Here is a 17,287-nt window from a genome sequence, read left to right on the forward strand (position 1 = left end):
CTGTACTCACACCCATTCCCCTTCGCAGCAGTATTCGGGGAAAGCCAGCTGGATTTCGGATACCAGAAAGCTCAGCAGATCATCCAGAAAAATGGCCTGTCCCGGCTGCTTCCCGTGTCTGCTGAACCTTAAGATCATTCGATGTTTATCTGTCTCAACACGGACATGATCGCTAACAAATGCATTTAGTGGATACGTAATGCCCAAAGCGGGACCTGGCGCCACCACTTGCACATCTTCCAGTTCCAACCCCTCTGCTGCCTGAAAAGCATGAACCATGCGGGCAATCTCCCCTTTAGATCGTACAGAACGTCCTTCCTGACGCGCATATTTACCGGCAAACCCTTCCCGCTTGTTATTGGAAAACAGCGGATAGTCCATCCTGCCAATGCGGGTTGCGACGGGCCCCGCTATTTTCAGCACCGTCCATGAATCGGATTTTTCCAGTGGTGATACGATGGTGATATCTTCTTCCGATCTTTTGATATAGCGAATATGCGATTCGTCTCCATCGACCAGATATCCGTGTTCCGTTCCGGTTTTGCGGAGTGGCAACACATGTTCATAATTGATTCGGTCCGAAGCAGGAACAGGGAATCCACCCGTTTTCATATCCAGCTTCTGGATGTTCCACAGTGGAATCATGTTGGATCTTTTATAAGACTCGAACTCCTCCAGATGGATGGAAAGTTCCTTGACAGTATGTTGTTTGTCCCATGCCTCTCCATCGTCCGAACCCACAAGAACACAATCAATGAATTTGTACACATAGGGTGCATTGATCGATTTCCATGGCAGACTGTTCTTACGAAAGACCCGGTACAATTCTTCAAATTTGGAGATATACGCTGCACTTGATTTCAACCGAACCGTTATGGCATGCCTGCCTCCACTGGTTACTATCTCCCCGCGAAATGTCCGATTACTGTTCAGTAGAGATTGGAGTTCCTGTTGCCCACATTCCATGTAGAACGTGAATAATTTCATCTCTTCCTGACGCGCCAGTGCCTCTGAAGCCTCACTCAAATAGACGGACTGTGATTCAGCATCCTCAGGAATGATCGGGTACAGAAATTCATGAATGGGATCCAGATCTTCCCGCGCACATAATGTGACATATACATCATGACGTTCCTCCTGCGGCAACACCTCATCAAAAACCCGTTGCTCAATCTGTTTGTTCAGCGTCTCCTGATACTCCACAAGATTAAGAAAAACGCCTGTCATTAGATCTTTGAGCATGCGGCGTTGTTCAAGATCCTCCATCTTGTTAAGACGGTCACGAATCATGTCTTTCATCATGAATCTCCTCCTTCCGATGATTCCTGTTCGTTCACGTCACCCTCCGTGGTTCCGGTGCTTCCGTCAGCCTTGGAGGCAGAATTACTGCCAGCATTACTTGTCGTTTTTCCAGAAGAAGCACCTGAGCCAGAAGCATCCGCATTGCCATTTCCAGCCGAGAAGCCATTAGCAGTGGAAGAACCGTTCCCCACTGTATTGCCTGTATTCACACTTCCTGTACTCCCGGTCAGATCCGAGGTTATGTCCGATGTATTTGGTGTATCTAATCCTGCCGTATCCTGCGTAAGATCAGCCGCCGGTACCGGTGGGTTCAATTTCTCATCCAGCTTGTTTATTTTCCGCTCCATGGCCAGCACACGTTCCAGCATATCGATCTCCTGATAAATTCCCTGTGCCGAAGCATAGGCATCCATGGCACCACTATAGTCTCCGGCTTCATTGAAGCGGTCACCCTTCTGTTCCAGCGTATCTGCCTGAAGCTGTCGGGATTGCCGCTTGATATCTGCACGTTTGGTCTCGGCCGTCTCCAGTTGTGTAGCAATTTCCTTCAGAGCATCCTTGTAAGCTGTCTCCGTAGCGGCTGTTCTGGCCCGTTTATACAAAATGATTGCTCCGCTGTAATCTCCGTTCTGAAGTTTCAGATCGCCCTCGGTGATCCAGTCTTGCACTTGCTGGAAGGTCGTCATCTGCTCCAGGCGCTCCTGAATAACTTCCCGGTTGAACATGCTATAGGATTCAGACAATTCTAATGCTTTGGTGTAACTCGCGGTTGCTTTGGTAATGTCGCCTTCTTTCAGGTGAGCTTCCCCATCAACCAGCGTCTGAGCAGCAGCCATCTTCGCAGTCAACAGCTTTTTATGTATAGGGTCCTTGATTTTGATGGAATTATTGCGTGCCAGGCTGTAGTCCGAGACCGCCTTGGCATACTCTTGTTCCTTGACGTACTGGTCTGCGGTCTGTTCATATTGCAGCATATCTACGGCCATTTCAGCTTTTTTGGCTGCACTTTTCACCGCATAGAATATGCCGGCTCCACCAAAAATCAGGAGCATAACCAGCATGATGGCAATCCGCTTAATCCATTTCTTACGGTTCTTGGGCTCTTCATGAAAAATCTTGTTCACATATATGGCTGCCGCACTATAATTCTCGATACGGGCACGCTGCTTGCTAAGCATCACTTCTTCAAGCATATCCGCCAGCGTCTGCGGGTCATTGGCACCTTCAACCGCATCGATCATCTCGGCATCCTGAACCCCTTCCCATAATCCAGGGGTGCAGAGCACAAGTACATCGCCATCGGCCAGCTTGATCTTATCCGATACATACGGCCTGATCATGCCAGGTTTGCCCGCGTATTCGTTCAGATTGCCGCGTTCATCATGCTGATCCACACGATCCTCTGCAATCTGGCCTTCGGCTGCCAGCTGGGCAGCAACACTATGATCCTTGCTTTTTAATGCAAGCCGATTTCCACGGAAATGATACAAGCGGCTATGTCCGGCAGATGCCCACACCATGCGTGTATAATCGGTCACAACAATGACAAATCCCGCTTTGAGCCTGACTCGGCGGCTTTCATACTGAAGCCACTCATGTGCAATCTTGATATACTCTGTTAATCTGCGTTTGGACATGGTTGGCTTTTCCAAAAAGGATTCCAGAATGGTCTGCACTGTGATCTGTGCGCTATTCACTTCCGTATCCGTATCCAGGCCATCTGCAATGACATAACAGGCCCAATCTTCCAGCTCAACGCAGCCGTAGAAATCCCGATTTCTCAGGAAAGATCCCGCTTCCGAGACAAAAGCCGTCTTGAATTCACTGTTCTCCTTCCTCATCCGTCTCCCCATTTCCCTTCCCTGTGAGTTGCCTGATCCGTTACCATCCTTGCTCCAAAATGATAATCGTGGCATTATCCTGATGCACAAGCTGTTTTGCTTCAATCAAATCAATGATGGTCTGGGCCGCATCAAATGGCGACATGTCTTTCGCAAGTATAGTTTCCATTTCCATCTCAGTAAGAGAGTTGTATACCCCGTCACTGCATAACACAATCTTGTCCGCCGGCTGCAGTGCAAACGGCTCGTCCGCGATTTCCATTTGTTTAAAATGGTCGTACCCCAAATAGTTGACCAGCCTTTTGCGCTGCGGATTATCCAACGCCTCCTGCTCCGATATTTCTCCAGACATATACTGTTCTTCGAGTTGAGTTTCCAGCGTATGTTTATGATTGATAGCAAGCAGCTCTCCTTTACGAAATACGGCCAAAATGCTGTCCCCTACTGCGCCCCAATACAGCTCCCTGCCCTTGATCATGGCTGATACCAGCGTCGTTCCTCCAGGAACGCCAAGTAAATTGCGAAGAATCGCCTGATTTGCCGCATGAGAAGATGCATCCCAAAACTCCTCTGGATCAGGAAACCGCTCCAATTCTTCGAACTCACGGATAAATGTCTCTACAGCAGTTGTACTGGCTACTTTCCCACCAGATAAGCCGCTAATTCCATCGGCAAGTACCGCAAGTACACCATAAGGCTCCACGGCACAGGCAAAATAATCATCCTGCTCACTGCGAGCACCAATGGTCTGTCCATTCCCGATCTGAACACCCACTAGCCTATCGTCACGTTGCCTTACCGGAATGCGGCTTCGGACGAATAACAACAACCAGATCGACAAACAGCCTGCTGCCAGAACCCAATAAGGCGTTAGCTCCTTGTCGTTCCACAAGATCATGAAGGTATTCACTGTTGTTCCCATTCAAAATGCACACCACATAATGGGATGAAAATGAATTTACTCCGTCCCAATTGAATGACGTCGTACGCAGCCAGTTCCACCGGAGAATAGACCGCTTCATTGTTGTGATAAGCAAGGCCAGAAGCATCGCCGGGCAGCAGATAGAAATTCCGTTTTTTGGGATCATATACAATCACCGCATGATTACGCCTTGAAATCGTGTTATCCCCAAGGATTCGAACATGCATCTCTTCCGAACGTCCAATAAAGTTCTTTTCAGCCATAATCCGATAATCCTGGCCCATCTGTGGACCTTCGATACACACCATCCATCCCGTTACCGGTTCAATTCCTGTCGTTTCTCCCAGGTATGGCATCGTTCTGTCATCCTCTGCCGTGCGAGGCGCGCGTGGGATTGCTCCCCCTGCTTCACTATTGCCGGAAGGCGGTGACTCGACGGCCAGATTGCAATATGGACAGGTGTTTCCGTGCCGTCTCGTGCTGAACATATGTCCGTTTCCACATCTTGTCAGACTCATTTCTTTTCATTCCCCCGTAAGCTTGTATAATGGTACGCCAACGTTATTTCACCAAAATGCGGGTATTGGCAATATAAATTAAGTCCCCTGCCTCAATCAGGCTGGGTTCTTCGATTTCCAATTTGGATGATCTGCTTTGATTTCCCTTACGTACGCCCACGCCGCTGGCGGAGTCAATATCCTCGATAAACCATTGGCCCGAAGCTTTGTTCAGCACAGCATGTTGCGGACTGATGAGGGAAGCATATGGAGTATCGGACAGATCAATGTCCGCCTCACTGTTCTTCGAACTTTTTCCGATCAATACACTTGTCTCACCCTGAATGTACCATTCCTTCACACTTGTACCGTCATCGTCCAACAGTACGAGTTTCACAACACGTGAGGACAACTTCTTCTTTTCCCTCTTGGTGGCAGGGAAGTATTTAAAAAACAGGTATGCTCCCCCGGAGAAGACCACAATAATTCCAGTTATCCACTGGGCACTCATGTCCCGGTTAATGATGAATATGTAATACAGCACGGCTAACGAAATCATGGCGACGCATGCGTCAACCCCTATCGTCATTACCGACCTTCCTCGTTTCACTTCCATAACCTCCGCCTGAACCGGCACGATCCATTACAGGCCACCGGCTTACTTTTTTCGAACTCCGAAATATCGGTCAAACATGGCGGACATATCCATTCCTTTGTTGGGATCGGCTTTGCCACTGTTTGAGCTTTCCTTGCCTTTGGGGCGATAGCCAAAAAATTGTTCAAACTGTTCCTGCATTCGTGATGGATCCGACCATACCTTCTCGGTATTCATAGGTCCATTTTGGGCTTGTCCACTCTTTTCTCGTGCAGTACTGGATGTTGCTCCATTTGGCCCTCCCGGGTTCCCTGTAGATCGAGGTTGTTGATTGTATGCTGCCCTTAACTCGGGATTTCCGAGTGTACTGTAGGCCTCATGGACTTGCTTGAAACGCGCCTCTGCCTGCGGATCTCCCCCATTAACATCCGGGTGAAATTTCTTCGCCAATTGACGATAAGCCTTCTTGATCTGCTCCGGAGAAGCTTCACGTTCCACACCAAGCACGGCATAATAATCTTTCATGATATTCGTTCCTGCCTCCCTGCCGTATTCGGGCGTAAATAAAGATTAAGGGGCACCAAGGCCCCTTAACATGACAGAATTATCCTGGGCCAGCCATAACTGACCCGGAACATCAGCTGCTCCCTTTTATACCGGGAAGCCGCCTTCGATTTTAGTGAATTCCGTTTTGTCTTTTTTCTGTTTGATGAACAGGCTGAATTCACCCACGCCTTCGGTATCTCCGAAACGCTCTGTGTAATCCACAACGAACGCATTAGGCATGTAAATTTTGCGTACCACTTGATCCGCTGCAACCACTTCCAGGGTTACTTTACGGTAGCAATCTGCTTTTTCAGCTGGAACGAGGGACCATAGAGCAAGTTTCATCGTGTCATCTGCATTGTCACCGTCTGTTGCTGTAATAATTTTGCCACTGATGCGAAGTGTTGCACCTACATCTGTGGATCTAGCATTGGAATCATCCGGTGTATCTGTGTCATACACTACTGTGCGGATATTATCCATTCCCAATTCGATTGTTTCTGCGCCTTCTACTTTCAATACAAAACCCATTAATAAAAACCTCCTTAAGATTAGAAAACAATGTGCCCGACATGCTCTCCATCTGGGGAGAGGTGCCGAAATATATGTATAAGGTCAGCCATAAAGGCTGCCTCTAACACCAAAATAAATGTCTACAATTCATTGTTTAAAGAATTATATTTAAAATCCAAAACTTGTAACTACTCAAGTCTCTTACACTTTCATCGCGCTGGTGCCTTTGGTAATCATGACCTCAAGGTTCTTCACGTTGCCGTTGAATACCAGGTCAATGTGGCACATATTGCTCTTCTCATCGATGATAAAGCTCATGTCGTCGCCTTCCTGAATGATCGAATTGATCGACCCTCGGGTTCCCAGCCACCGGCTCTTCTGACTGCTCGGATTGTTGCTGAAGAATTTGACGATATTTTCATGTTTGAAATCACCCGTCTGGAAACGGAGCAAGCGCTCAATGTAAGTACTGACGAGTGTTTTATACAAGGAATCAAAGCCATCTTCGGACATCGCCATGCTTCTCGCTTTGTATACCGTGATCCGCTTGATATCACTATCCTGGATTTGGGCATTTTCCGATGAGAAAATAAATCCAAAGTTTTTCCGGTTAATCGAATCCTTGATGGTGTTCGTGAATCCGGAGATTTCTTTGGTCATCGTAGTCACTACACGCAGACTGTTATCGCCTGCCTCAATATCAAAACGCACACCTGGATAATCCCGGTTCACGGTTTTAAATGCGCCTCGTAGATACTCGGGGCACTGATATGCAGCCACAATTCCGGCAGATACATAAGACGCACCGACATACACACCTTCAATCCACAGCTTCAGAATGTCTTCTTTCTCCTTGGAAAGTTCCACACCATTCTCTGTCTGAAGCATACGACTGTCGATAACGACACCGGATTTCTCTTTCGGAATAATGGTGAAATTCGGAGCACTTGGAATGGCGAATTCGCTGTAGTCCTTGCGAGTTAATACCGCGCATTTATCAATGTATTTATCGATGCCTGCAGTAGCCATGCTGCTGAATGTAGTCTCTTCTCCAGATTCAAAGCTGAAGAACACTTGTACTTTGTAGTCTTTAACGACTTGCAAGAGCATGGATAGAGATTCCATACTGTTTCCGTCTTGTTTAACCACTTTCTCGTTACCACGGAAACGGGCTCGACTGACCTGAACTTGTCCCGTATTCTCCAGTTCAACGGAAGGAACAATCCCGAACCAAATGGTGTCGGTAAAATCATTCTTCGCATTGACTGTGTTGAGATAGGTCTCCAGCCGCGGAATGTTACTGCTCTTAACCAGCATATCCAGCTTGGCATTGGCAATCAGCATGGAAGGCAGCATGCCTTTGTTTTTGGTCGCATATTGATCAAAGAACATTTTGACACCCAAAATTTTCTCTACCAGCGGTTTTACGGTTTTCACGAAGTCATCCTTGGCGTTCTTGTAAAATTCCAGGTATGTATTGTAATTCTGTACTTCAACTGCCGTATCAACATCCGTCTGAACCGCAGGCAGTGGGCAGAATGTACGAACGACCAGATCCTGTACATACGGTGAAGGTGCCTCGGAGAGTGAATCATAATCTTCGGCAAACACCTGAGTCAAATCTGTGCTTGTTGACTCATCCAGGAGCATCAACTCGTTGTTATCACTCTTTGGAGCTTCGATAATTTTCAATTCTCCGCTCTCACCAATCGTGAGTTGTCCTACCTGAATCGCTTCAGAAGAAGTTTCTTCTTGAGCGCGGCCCAGCAACAAGCGGGTTTTGATATCTTCGATGGCCAGTGGCAGCATCGCCATGACATTGTTATAGTTCCGGCTGGCATCTTCAAACATGACATTAAGTTTATCCCCGATATCCAATTTCTTCGGGTCCCCGTCATCCAGCTTCTCATGCTGGCCGTACATGTAATGAATTTCTTTCCGTACCTGCCGAATGTCATCCATAACCTTTTTCGGCGAGATCATATCGAGCAAATTTTCAAACTTGAAATCTACATTCGTAATCCCCTGGCTGCGTTTGGTATCGATCAGAGTAAACAGCATTCTCAGGAAGTCATTGCTATGATCAATTTTGATCTCAGAGATGGCTTCATCCGGAATCCCTTCCGGTTTTTTGAGCGTATACATGACTTTCTGGTTCACCGCATTGAAAAAGGAATACACACTGGGAGAAAACTTGTCCAAAAACTCATCGAAGCTTCGTACAAGCAGGTGTTCATTGATCTCCTTGATCTTGTCATCATTCAAACTGTCGATCCCTTTTACGTCACCGACAATCGTAATCAAATCCATTTTCTCCGGATTGATCTCTTCAAAAAGCATCGTTCGGTTCGTTTGATTAATAATATCCATTCAGGCAACATCCCCCTAATGATGGTTCATTCGGGCGAATGCTTCCCCCCCTCCATCAATTTTTGACACTCCGCACGCACTATCAGTCTTTGGTCATGATCTAAGAGAATCATCTTCTCAGACGATTACAAGTCCAATAGAACGAGCTGTCAACATATGACTGGAACTTATGTACCAGATTATGCCGTTTGCTTTGGAGATTTATGGAATTCATCTTAATCATCAGCGATATGTTTTGTCAATATTCCCCTATATAGGTCTAAAAGCTCATTTATGTGACTTCGATATACCTATAGAACTAATTTCCGATTTTCGCTTAACTTCCCTTCGAATCATGCCGATGATAAAGAATATCCTATAATCTGGATGATGTTCAATGTTTTAAAACTAGTGGAGTTTTCCCCCTAATCAAGAGGAAAGCACCTTAACGTCTGCGGTGTTGCAATATTATTCACTTATTAAAACTACGCATAACGGGGTTTTATCGAGTATAAACAAATTTTTTAACAAAATTCAGTTTGATATCCAAAAAACAATTGTAGTGTTCAAAACAGAAAGGAGATTCAAAGCATCGTATGATATTAATAAAATTCAAAAAAACAATTTTCTCTCTCTTGTTCATCAGCTTTTTAATTCCAGCATGGGACATGGGGACCATATACGCTGAATCATCCGTCAAGACCCAGACGTATGAAGGACTCGATGCCATGTTTATCCTGGATGTTAGCTACTCTATGAATGAGACCGACAAAGATCGCATCGCCGAAGAAGTTATACATATGTTTATGGATATGAGTAGTGGACCTAAGACCCGATTGGGGTTTGTAGCTTATAATGACAAGATCACTTCATCCGTACCACTGATGGATATTTCATCCTCTGGAGCTCGCAATAATCTTCGTAGCCGTGTGGATGGCTTAAAACGTTCAGGATATACAGATCTCGGACTTGGCTTACGCCGAGGCGCTAGTCTGCTTGAACAATCCAAGACGGACAAACGTAAACCATTTATGATTTTGCTCTCTGACGGAGAAACGGATTTACGAGGATCGACGAGCAGAACACCTGCCGACTCATCCAAAGATGTGGACAAGGTTATTGAGATGGCACAACAAGCTGGTTATCCCATCTATACTGTGGGACTAAACCGCGACGGTACGGTTAACCCCGCAGAATTGGAGCGCATCGCTAAAGAAACGGGTGGTTCTTCCTTTATCACCGGGAGTGCGGACGATCTGCCTGAAATCTTCAATCGTATTTTTGCAGATCAGATTCAATCCGTTCTTGTATCTGTAGCCGCTGTGACTGCAACCGGAGCAATGCAGGAGGTAATCGTGGATATTCCTAACTCCAGCATGGGGGATGCCAACATCATCATGCTCTCTGATCATGCTGTCTCAGAAGCTCAGCTCTATTATCAGTCGAGCAATGTCAGCTTCATTCGATCTGATAAGTATGCTCTGATGAAGATCATTCGTCCGGTCAAAGGACAGTTCAAACTGAAATTCAAAGGCCGTAGCGGTGATCTGGTGAAGATTAACCTATTAGGGAACTACAACGTCTCTGCGGTCGCAAATATGGCAGCGGAGCAGCCAGTCAAGGGGAAGAGCATCACATTTGAGGCATCACTCTACGATCAGGCTGTGGACCCTAAACCCATTCAGGACTTGGATGTGTACAAGGGACTGGAAGCGGAACTCATTGTAACTCCATCTGATGGAAAAACAGAACGCATCCCTCTGACCAATACAGGCAGCGGATTTACAGGAAAATACACTTTTCCCAAGTCAGATTTGTACACATGGGGACTACGGATCGACGGTCCAGACTTTTATCGGGAAATTACTCCGGTTGAAGTAGACATTACGAATCAAGCACCCGTAGCCAACGGCGAATCCATGGTGTTATCCAAAGACGACAGCAATACAGATGTCGACCTGAACAACTACTTTAAGGATGCCAATAATGATCCATTAACGTATGTCCTTGCTGAAGGTGGAAATGAACGCAAGCTCGGGGAGGCCGTCATTGAAGGTAACCTGTTGCGATGGTCTTCTCTTCACACTGGAAGTTCAACGATCAAGGTGACAGCAACGGATTCTGAGGGAGCAAGTATAACGACAGACATTTCGTTGCAAATTCATTCTTTACGTGAAAAGGTACTGCTATATACAGGCCTGGGCCTGCTTCTTGCTGGTGGTATTTTCGCACTGTATTGGTTCGTATTGAAGCCAAAACCCGTCTTCCGCGGAAGACTGGAAGGATACTTTCTAGCTACAGCGAACGGCGAGGATATACCGGTGACCAATTGGCCTCTCACTTCATTGGAACGCCGAAAAGTAAGACTCAGTGAACTGTTTGATCGCATGGACATTGGGGTCAAGGTACCAGAGGCGGGACGAATCTGGCTGGAGGCGGGTAAAAAAGAAACGTTATTGGTACGGCACGATACGAATTGTACGGTTGTCCGAGGCCGCACACCAGTGAAGCGCAGACACACGGAAGCTATCGAGTACAATGAAAAGATGTATATTACGTTTGAGGATGGAGTTACGGAGATCGAAATTCGTTACAAAGCCATCAAACCAAGTACCAATATCTATGTAGGACAAAAGAAAGATGCACAGTAACCTAAGGTTTACTAAATAGAATTGAAGCACGCTGATGCATGTTCTCTCTGAAAGTATAAAACAGGCCAGTTCTTACCCTTGAAGGGGACGAACTGGCCTGTTTATGTTGTTCCAATATTCAACTGCTATGCTCTCATTGAAGTGCATCCACTTTATGAACATAGGTCACGCCTGCTTAAGCCATCTCATGTTGCTTTTTCGGCTCCACTTCATAGACCTGTGTATGTTCATTCTCGGCTAAAGACCATTCCACTGTACCTGGCTTGCGCACTTTCCATACCCAGGCTTGAACTCGCAGCGAGCTTCTGACCCAAACTAAAGAAGCACAGCGTTTCTCAGAACGAACCGTCAACCCCCAATGAATAACACGAGCGAGCCAAGGATTCACATACTCATTATGTGAGCGAACAGATGGCAATTCATCCTGGAACAACCGCTGTTTCACGTCCATAGGGGGTTGCCCGCATGTCCAATAATGGAGCAGAGCAGCCAAACTATAGATGTCCGACATCGGTCCCTGACTGGATTTCTCTGAATAGAACTCCAGCGGAGAATAACCTGTCGATGTAAATATCACCTGTTTCTCTCCGGATTGCATAGGCCAACGGGTAGCTGAGCCAAAGTCCAGAAGTTTGGGTGTACCATCTTCCATAACCATAATGTTGGAAGGTTTCACATCCCTGTGAAGAATGCCTTGCTTATGTATGTAATCCAATGTATCCACCAGTGGAAGCAGCGTCTCCGTTATGAAGGCAGCATCAAGAGCATGATTATGTTCATTCAGATACTCGGTCAATGTGATTCCCGTGCAGTATTCCATAACGAGATACCCCGTATCATTCGCTTCAAAATGATCCAAATACGAAACAATATGAGGATGATCCAGTTTCGATAACAATTCACCTTCGAGCAGAAATGCTGCCAGTAACTCCTGATATTGTCCACCATATCCTCGCGAAGAACAGAACACTCTCCGTTTGTCTACCTGACGTTCAGCCAGTCTCTGTGGGAAGAATTCCTTAATGGCTACCTTGGCACCCGTGTTACGATCTCGCCCTGCATATACAATAGCCAACTCACTGCTGGCTAATACCTGTCTTACCTGATATGTATCATTTATAATTACATTGCGCTGCAATGCCATTTTGCAATTGTCTTTTCTCATAACAGACCTCTTTTCAACCTTGTCGATCGGAAGACTTTCCGCGTAAATGCATCATTTGGTTCAACCAGTCAGCAATTCATCGCCAACTATACATATAAACCAAATGATGCAATTTGAAACACCTTAACGCGAAATATTTAAATATTAATGAGTTCAAGCCTTCTACGATCTACTGCTAATCCCTATCCACACTATTCTATAGAAGAAAAGCATTCTCTTATATAGAGTATCGACAGATGGATGTAATTACTTTATTAAACTGGAGAAAAACATTTTTAATCCTTCATTTGCAGCTTTTATTAATAATTATTCTGTAAAAAACGTCCTATTTCCTCGTTCATCTGAACCAATACGTCCTGTGAAGGAAAATGCCCTGTATCATACTTGATGGCTTGAACATTTTGAATAATCTTTTGAGCCCGTTCAATACACTTATCCGCAGGGAAAAAGACATCCTTCTCCCCTACCAATAACAAGGTTGGTGACGTATAATTCACCAGTTCTTCTCGCTCCGTTAGCTTGGGCAAATCCTGATCTATGCTGACGTATTTAAAAAGTTTGCCGATAATGTTTTTATCCATTTCTTTCATGCAGTTGCACGACATGTTGTCCGTAATTTTTTGCAAAGAAGATGGTGAAGACGTCATCCGATACTTGACGAGCGGCAGCGTGATATCCTGAGCTGTTTTAATTTTGGAATTGACCGCAAGTTTTTTTTTTCCGGAATATAGGTAGCCAGTCTGAGAATGATGCCTCCTCCAAATGATGGGCCGATAAACGCACTCTTTTCAATCTCATAGTGATCTAACAGATCGGATACCCATAATGCCAAACTATCAAACCGTGTGGAGATACTCGCTTCCTCACTATAACCAGGATGACCAATCGTATCAGGAGCAATAATCCGGTATTCTTTAAATAAAGAAGAGAACCATGATAATGTCATCGGATTCACACAATTACCGCCCTGGAGAATAAATAACGGCTTGCCATCTAGAGGACCTGTCAGTAAAACATGCGTCTTGCCAAAACGCGTCTCTACATACTCCCGAGTAAATTTCTCACCCAACTCGTTCAAATAAATCTCATACTCTTCAAGTATGCTGCTCTTGCCTTCTTCACTTCTATAAATGGAACTCATGTCTGCCTCCTGCAATATATACTCAAATACCCCATTCTATTGAATGGACTTGCTAATCAATGGACCAAAAAGATAAAGAGGGCCCGCAGATGACAGGCTCCTCCATATGTTTAACTAATCATATTCAGATGATTATAGAGCGGAAACTGGAAATTGTAAATAACGATTCTAATAGACCAGAAATAAAGGGCTCATCTTATAGAGAAATACTTATTTCCGGCCGTAATCTGCCTTGATTTCGCCCCACTGTTTGGTCTGCCATTTGAGCACTTTATTCCTGTACGTATTCGTCTGGAGCCACTGCTCCGCACGGTCAATCATCAACCAGATCTCTTCCGTGGAGTTGTCTCTTGGCAAAGTCGTGGCTACTTTCTTCTGCTTTAGCCATTTCATGGCATTGACCGAGTCCGTATACACCGTTTTGCTGCTGCCTTCTTTTTTCAGATGTGCGAGGGCATGTACAATGGCCAAAAATTCGCCCAGATTGTTCGTACCTTTGGAGATCGGTCCAACGGAGAAAATAATCTCACCGGTGCGGGTGTCTACCCCTTTGTATTCTACAGGTCCGGGGTTACCACGTGTGCCCACATCAACAGAGATGCTGTCGTAATCCACTTCCTCTGACGTTTCCATGCCAGCACTTCTTCCGCTACCAGCCGACTTTGTCTTCGACGCTCCGCCTGCACTTGAACCCCAGTTCCCTTTCCATCCAGCACGATACGCTTCTTCTGCGGCTGCTTTGGACTCATAGGATTTATATTTTGCTCCAGTATAATGATCCGTCTGCGCTTTGCAATCTGCCCATGTGTTATACACACCAGGCTTCTTGCCTTCCCAGACAACATAGTATTTCTGTTTTGCCACTGTGACCCGCTCCTTTGTTCACTTCATCAATACCCTATTGTATACGATCCGGTGGGCGGAATGAAAGCTATCGATTTAGCCATCTGCATAATTCCTCCAACTCCAGAACAGCCTAAGAAGCAAAGCGCATACTGGAATAGAAAGGAATATACGTATGGACTGGATATGGAAATCTGTTTTACTTGTACTTATCGGCATGATTCTCCTGCGAATTGCAGGACGTAAGTCGATCTCACAGATGAGTGTTGCCACAACGGTCATCATGATCTCCATCGGAACAACGATTGTACAGCCCATCGCGAATCATGAGCTTGGCAAAGCGATTGGATCAGCATCGGTATTCATTTTGACGTTACTTGTGGTGGAACAACTGCAATTGAAATTTAATATTTTTGAACGGTTAATGAGTGGCAGTTCCAAAATTGTGGTAGAGGACGGGAAGGTCATTATACCCAATCTGAAACGTATGCGTTATACGATGGATCAGCTTGAGATGCATATGCGGCAGAACGGAATTACAAGTGTAGATGATCTGGAGACGGCAACCGTGGAACCCAATGGTCAACTTGGTTATGTCCTGAAACGACATGCTCGTCCCGTGACGATTGGAGATCTGGAAGAGATCCTACGAAGTTATGCGATTACAGGTAGTAATCCAGCAACGGGAGAACACCCCCAACAAGACAACAGCAGCAAGCCTTCAACGCATAGCGATAACTCCACAGATATTTTCCAAGAAGTTAGCAAAGGTGCTCATGCTCATCCCGTTGATCCTAAGCTTCAATAGTTGATCCCGACCCCCACCTCAAACAAAAGACCGGCCCTGTGAGCACTTAACAACATTGCTCCATCAGGTACGGTCTATGTTCACTTCAATTGATTATTTCGAAAGATTGCTCCACGTCATCCAAACGAAGATATAGTCCCAATCACCGTGTACTCAGGTAAGCAATACCCAGGCCACCCGTAACCGGATTCTTATAGATTTCACAGTCTACATCGAACACCTCACCAATCATCTCGCGAGTCAGAATATCAGCGGGTTTGCCATGGATCACAATCTGGCCCTTTTTCACCACATAGAGATAATCGCAATATTCTGCGGCGAGTTCAAGATCATGCAACGCTGCCAATATGCCAATCCCGAGTCCACGGACAATATTTAGAATCTGAAGTTGGTATTTGATGTCCAGATGGTTCGTCGGCTCGTCCAGGATCAGGAATTGAGGTTGCTGTGCCAGAACACGCGCCAATACGACACGCTGTTTCTCTCCACCAGACAGAGACACGTAATTGCGGTCTGCATGTCCAGTCAGATGTACTTTTTCCAAAGCCTGCTCTACGATTTCGTGATCCCGTTCATTATCCGTCTCCAGCATTTTTTTGTGCGGGGTACGCCCCATCATGACCATCTCGCGCACCGTAAAATCAAAACTCAATTCATTAAACTGGCCAACAACGCCCATATGTCTGGATACAACCTTTGGGCTGGATTTGAGAATATCGGTATGGTCCAGAAAAACCTTGCCTTGCTGAGGTTTGATCACTTTATAGATGCTCTTGAGTAGCGTTGACTTCCCACAACCATTCGGTCCGATCAGTCCAACGAACTGTTTGCCGTCCACCTGTAAAGATATGTCCTTGATGATGTCCGTGTTCAGCACAGAGATGGATACATTTTCTACGTTCAGCTTCATGTTTAATTTCCTCCAAAACCGTAGCCTTTTTTGACCAGCATATACATAAACATGGGTGCACCAATCATGGCTGTAATAATACCGATTGGCAGCTCCACGCTGGATATCAGGGATCTTGCGATCACATCCGTCCAAATCAGGAAAATGGCTCCAAACAGCACGGATACAGGCATCACTTTACGATGGTCGGAACCCACCAGACCTCTGACGATATGCGGAATAATGAGTCCCACGAAACCAATCATGCCACAGCTCGCCACCATGACGCCTGTCACCAAAGCCGTTAACAGCATGTACACCCTGCGGTACACACTCAGATTAATGCCCAGTGTGACAGCTGCTTCATCCCCCAATAACATCGTATTGAGAACTCTGGACTGTAAAAGGAAGAATAGAATCGCCACCAGCACGACGATACCTACGAGTGGAAGCTTGTTCCATCCAGAAGACGCCAGACTGCCCATGGTCCAGAATGTCACCGTTTTGATGCCTTCAGCATTGTTGGCAAAATAAATAATAAAGTTCGAAAATGCGCTGCACAGCGCGTTAATCACCATTCCGGCAAGCACCAGCTTGACCGACGTCATTTTCCCCCGAATCCCTGCCAAAGTCAGGACCAGTAAGGATGCACCCATCGCTCCGGCAAAGGCCCAGAAAGCCACCCCGGTCTGACCAAGCCACCCAATTGCACCGAATCCAATGAGAATCGCAAAGGTTGCTCCAAGTGAAGCACCTGAGGATATACCCAGTATGTATGGATCAGCCAGTGGATTCTGCACAGCAGCCTGCATAACAGCACCGCACAAGGCCAAGCCTGCACCGATAAACATCGCCATCAGCACACGCGGGAAACGAATCTGCCAGATGATATCGGTAAAGGAACCTGCCTCAATGGGTGTTGTTCCCCACTGGAATCCCGTTAATTTGTACAAAAGAATACGATATGATTCCGCCAGCGGAATACGAACCTGTCCAATGGAAACCGCGATTCCTACAGAAATAAGCGTAATCATGATTAAAGCTGCAATCAGTAAAGCAAACCCGGATTTACTATGAATCAGAGACTCCCTTTTCCCCATACGCTGCGTCTGAACCTGAACCGTCTGTGCCATCTCTTCCCCCATCAATTCATGTAAAATGTAGAACATATTCAATTTAGCTATTTACAAAGCATTTTCTCGGATTATAATTGAGAATGATTATC

Annotated in this window: 16 protein-coding genes; 2 read left to right on the forward strand and 14 right to left on the reverse strand. The window is 45.9% G+C overall.

The annotated features are described in order from the left end of the window. Nucleotides 1-6: 6 nt before the first annotated feature. From ACETMN_RS24575 to ACETMN_RS24610, 8 genes are all read right to left on the reverse strand, one after another. Nucleotides 7-1,299, reverse strand: coding sequence for a normocyte-binding protein (locus ACETMN_RS24575; protein ID WP_411736437.1), 1,293 nt, complete (start codon nucleotides 1,297-1,299; stop codon nucleotides 7-9). Next, nucleotides 1,299-3,218 carry a serine/threonine protein phosphatase gene (locus ACETMN_RS24580; RefSeq protein WP_411735235.1) on the reverse strand — a complete coding sequence of 640 codons (1,920 nt, stop codon included), beginning with the start codon at nucleotides 3,216-3,218 and terminating at the stop codon, nucleotides 1,299-1,301. Before ACETMN_RS24580 ends, ACETMN_RS24575 begins: the two co-directional genes overlap by 1 nt. Further along, complete coding sequence (locus tag ACETMN_RS24585; protein WP_256974972.1) at nucleotides 3,184-4,065, reverse strand: PP2C family protein-serine/threonine phosphatase; 882 nt, start codon at nucleotides 4,063-4,065, stop codon at nucleotides 3,184-3,186. Before ACETMN_RS24585 ends, ACETMN_RS24580 begins: the two co-directional genes overlap by 35 nt. Next, a complete protein-coding gene (locus ACETMN_RS24590; RefSeq protein WP_091013796.1) occupies nucleotides 4,050-4,583 on the reverse strand; it encodes an FHA domain-containing protein in 534 nt (177 codons plus the stop codon). Before ACETMN_RS24590 ends, ACETMN_RS24585 begins: the two co-directional genes overlap by 16 nt. A gap of 43 nt (nucleotides 4,584-4,626) precedes the next feature. Next, a complete protein-coding gene (locus ACETMN_RS24595; protein ID WP_411735236.1) occupies nucleotides 4,627-5,178 on the reverse strand; it encodes an FHA domain-containing protein in 552 nt (183 codons plus the stop codon). Between the two features lie 42 nt (nucleotides 5,179-5,220). After that, nucleotides 5,221-5,682: a J domain-containing protein gene (locus ACETMN_RS24600; RefSeq protein ID WP_091013790.1), complete on the reverse strand. Its 462-nt coding sequence runs from the start codon at nucleotides 5,680-5,682 to the stop codon at nucleotides 5,221-5,223. Nucleotides 5,683-5,808: 126 nt separating this feature from the next. Then, nucleotides 5,809-6,234, reverse strand: a complete 426-nt coding sequence (locus ACETMN_RS24605; protein ID WP_056695746.1) for a hypothetical protein — start codon at nucleotides 6,232-6,234, stop codon at nucleotides 5,809-5,811. A gap of 183 nt (nucleotides 6,235-6,417) precedes the next feature. Continuing rightward, nucleotides 6,418-8,586: a transcriptional regulator gene (locus tag ACETMN_RS24610; RefSeq protein ID WP_091013787.1), complete on the reverse strand. Its 2,169-nt coding sequence runs from the start codon at nucleotides 8,584-8,586 to the stop codon at nucleotides 6,418-6,420. Between the two features lie 575 nt (nucleotides 8,587-9,161). Between ACETMN_RS24610 and ACETMN_RS24615 the strand changes: the two genes are divergently transcribed. After that, the gene (locus ACETMN_RS24615) at nucleotides 9,162-11,216 is read left to right on the forward strand and encodes a VWA domain-containing protein (RefSeq protein WP_091013784.1); all 2,055 of its coding nucleotides are present in this window, start codon (nucleotides 9,162-9,164) and stop codon (nucleotides 11,214-11,216) included. A 175-nt stretch (nucleotides 11,217-11,391) separates the two neighbouring features. Here ACETMN_RS24615 and ACETMN_RS24620 read toward each other — a convergent pair whose 3' ends face one another. The 4 genes from ACETMN_RS24620 to rnhA all read right to left on the reverse strand — a co-directional run bounded on the left by ACETMN_RS24620 (nucleotide 11,392) and on the right by rnhA (nucleotide 14,386). Continuing rightward, nucleotides 11,392-12,381 carry a serine/threonine protein kinase gene (locus tag ACETMN_RS24620; protein ID WP_091013782.1) on the reverse strand — a complete coding sequence of 330 codons (990 nt, stop codon included), beginning with the start codon at nucleotides 12,379-12,381 and terminating at the stop codon, nucleotides 11,392-11,394. Nucleotides 12,382-12,680: 299 nt separating this feature from the next. Further along, nucleotides 12,681-12,962, reverse strand: a complete 282-nt coding sequence (locus tag ACETMN_RS24625; protein WP_411735237.1) for an alpha/beta fold hydrolase — start codon at nucleotides 12,960-12,962, stop codon at nucleotides 12,681-12,683. Nucleotides 12,963-13,024: 62 nt separating this feature from the next. Continuing rightward, entirely contained in the window at nucleotides 13,025-13,522 is a 498-nt protein-coding gene (locus ACETMN_RS24630; RefSeq protein WP_411735238.1) for an alpha/beta fold hydrolase, read from the reverse strand. 210 nt (nucleotides 13,523-13,732) lie between these two features. After that, nucleotides 13,733-14,386: a ribonuclease H gene (gene rnhA / locus ACETMN_RS24635; protein ID WP_091013777.1), complete on the reverse strand. Its 654-nt coding sequence runs from the start codon at nucleotides 14,384-14,386 to the stop codon at nucleotides 13,733-13,735. Between the two features lie 154 nt (nucleotides 14,387-14,540). Here rnhA and ACETMN_RS24640 point away from each other — a divergent pair, with 154 nt between their 5' ends. Further along, on the forward strand, nucleotides 14,541-15,173 hold the full coding sequence (locus ACETMN_RS24640; protein ID WP_179198423.1) for a DUF421 domain-containing protein: 633 nt from the start codon (nucleotides 14,541-14,543) through the stop codon (nucleotides 15,171-15,173). A 142-nt stretch (nucleotides 15,174-15,315) separates the two neighbouring features. Here ACETMN_RS24640 and ACETMN_RS24645 read toward each other — a convergent pair whose 3' ends face one another. Continuing rightward, a complete protein-coding gene (locus ACETMN_RS24645; RefSeq protein WP_091013771.1) occupies nucleotides 15,316-16,083 on the reverse strand; it encodes an ABC transporter ATP-binding protein in 768 nt (255 codons plus the stop codon). A gap of 2 nt (nucleotides 16,084-16,085) precedes the next feature. Continuing rightward, nucleotides 16,086-17,162 (reverse strand): FecCD family ABC transporter permease, encoded by a 1,077-nt coding sequence (locus tag ACETMN_RS24650; RefSeq protein ID WP_218780896.1) that lies wholly within the window; start codon nucleotides 17,160-17,162, stop codon nucleotides 16,086-16,088. Nucleotides 17,163-17,287 lie beyond the last annotated feature (125 nt).

It is taken from the genome of Paenibacillus sp. M2 (assembly GCF_046713495.1).
In the GTDB taxonomy this organism is placed as follows: Bacteria; Bacillota; Bacilli; order Paenibacillales; family Paenibacillaceae; genus Paenibacillus; species Paenibacillus amylolyticus_B.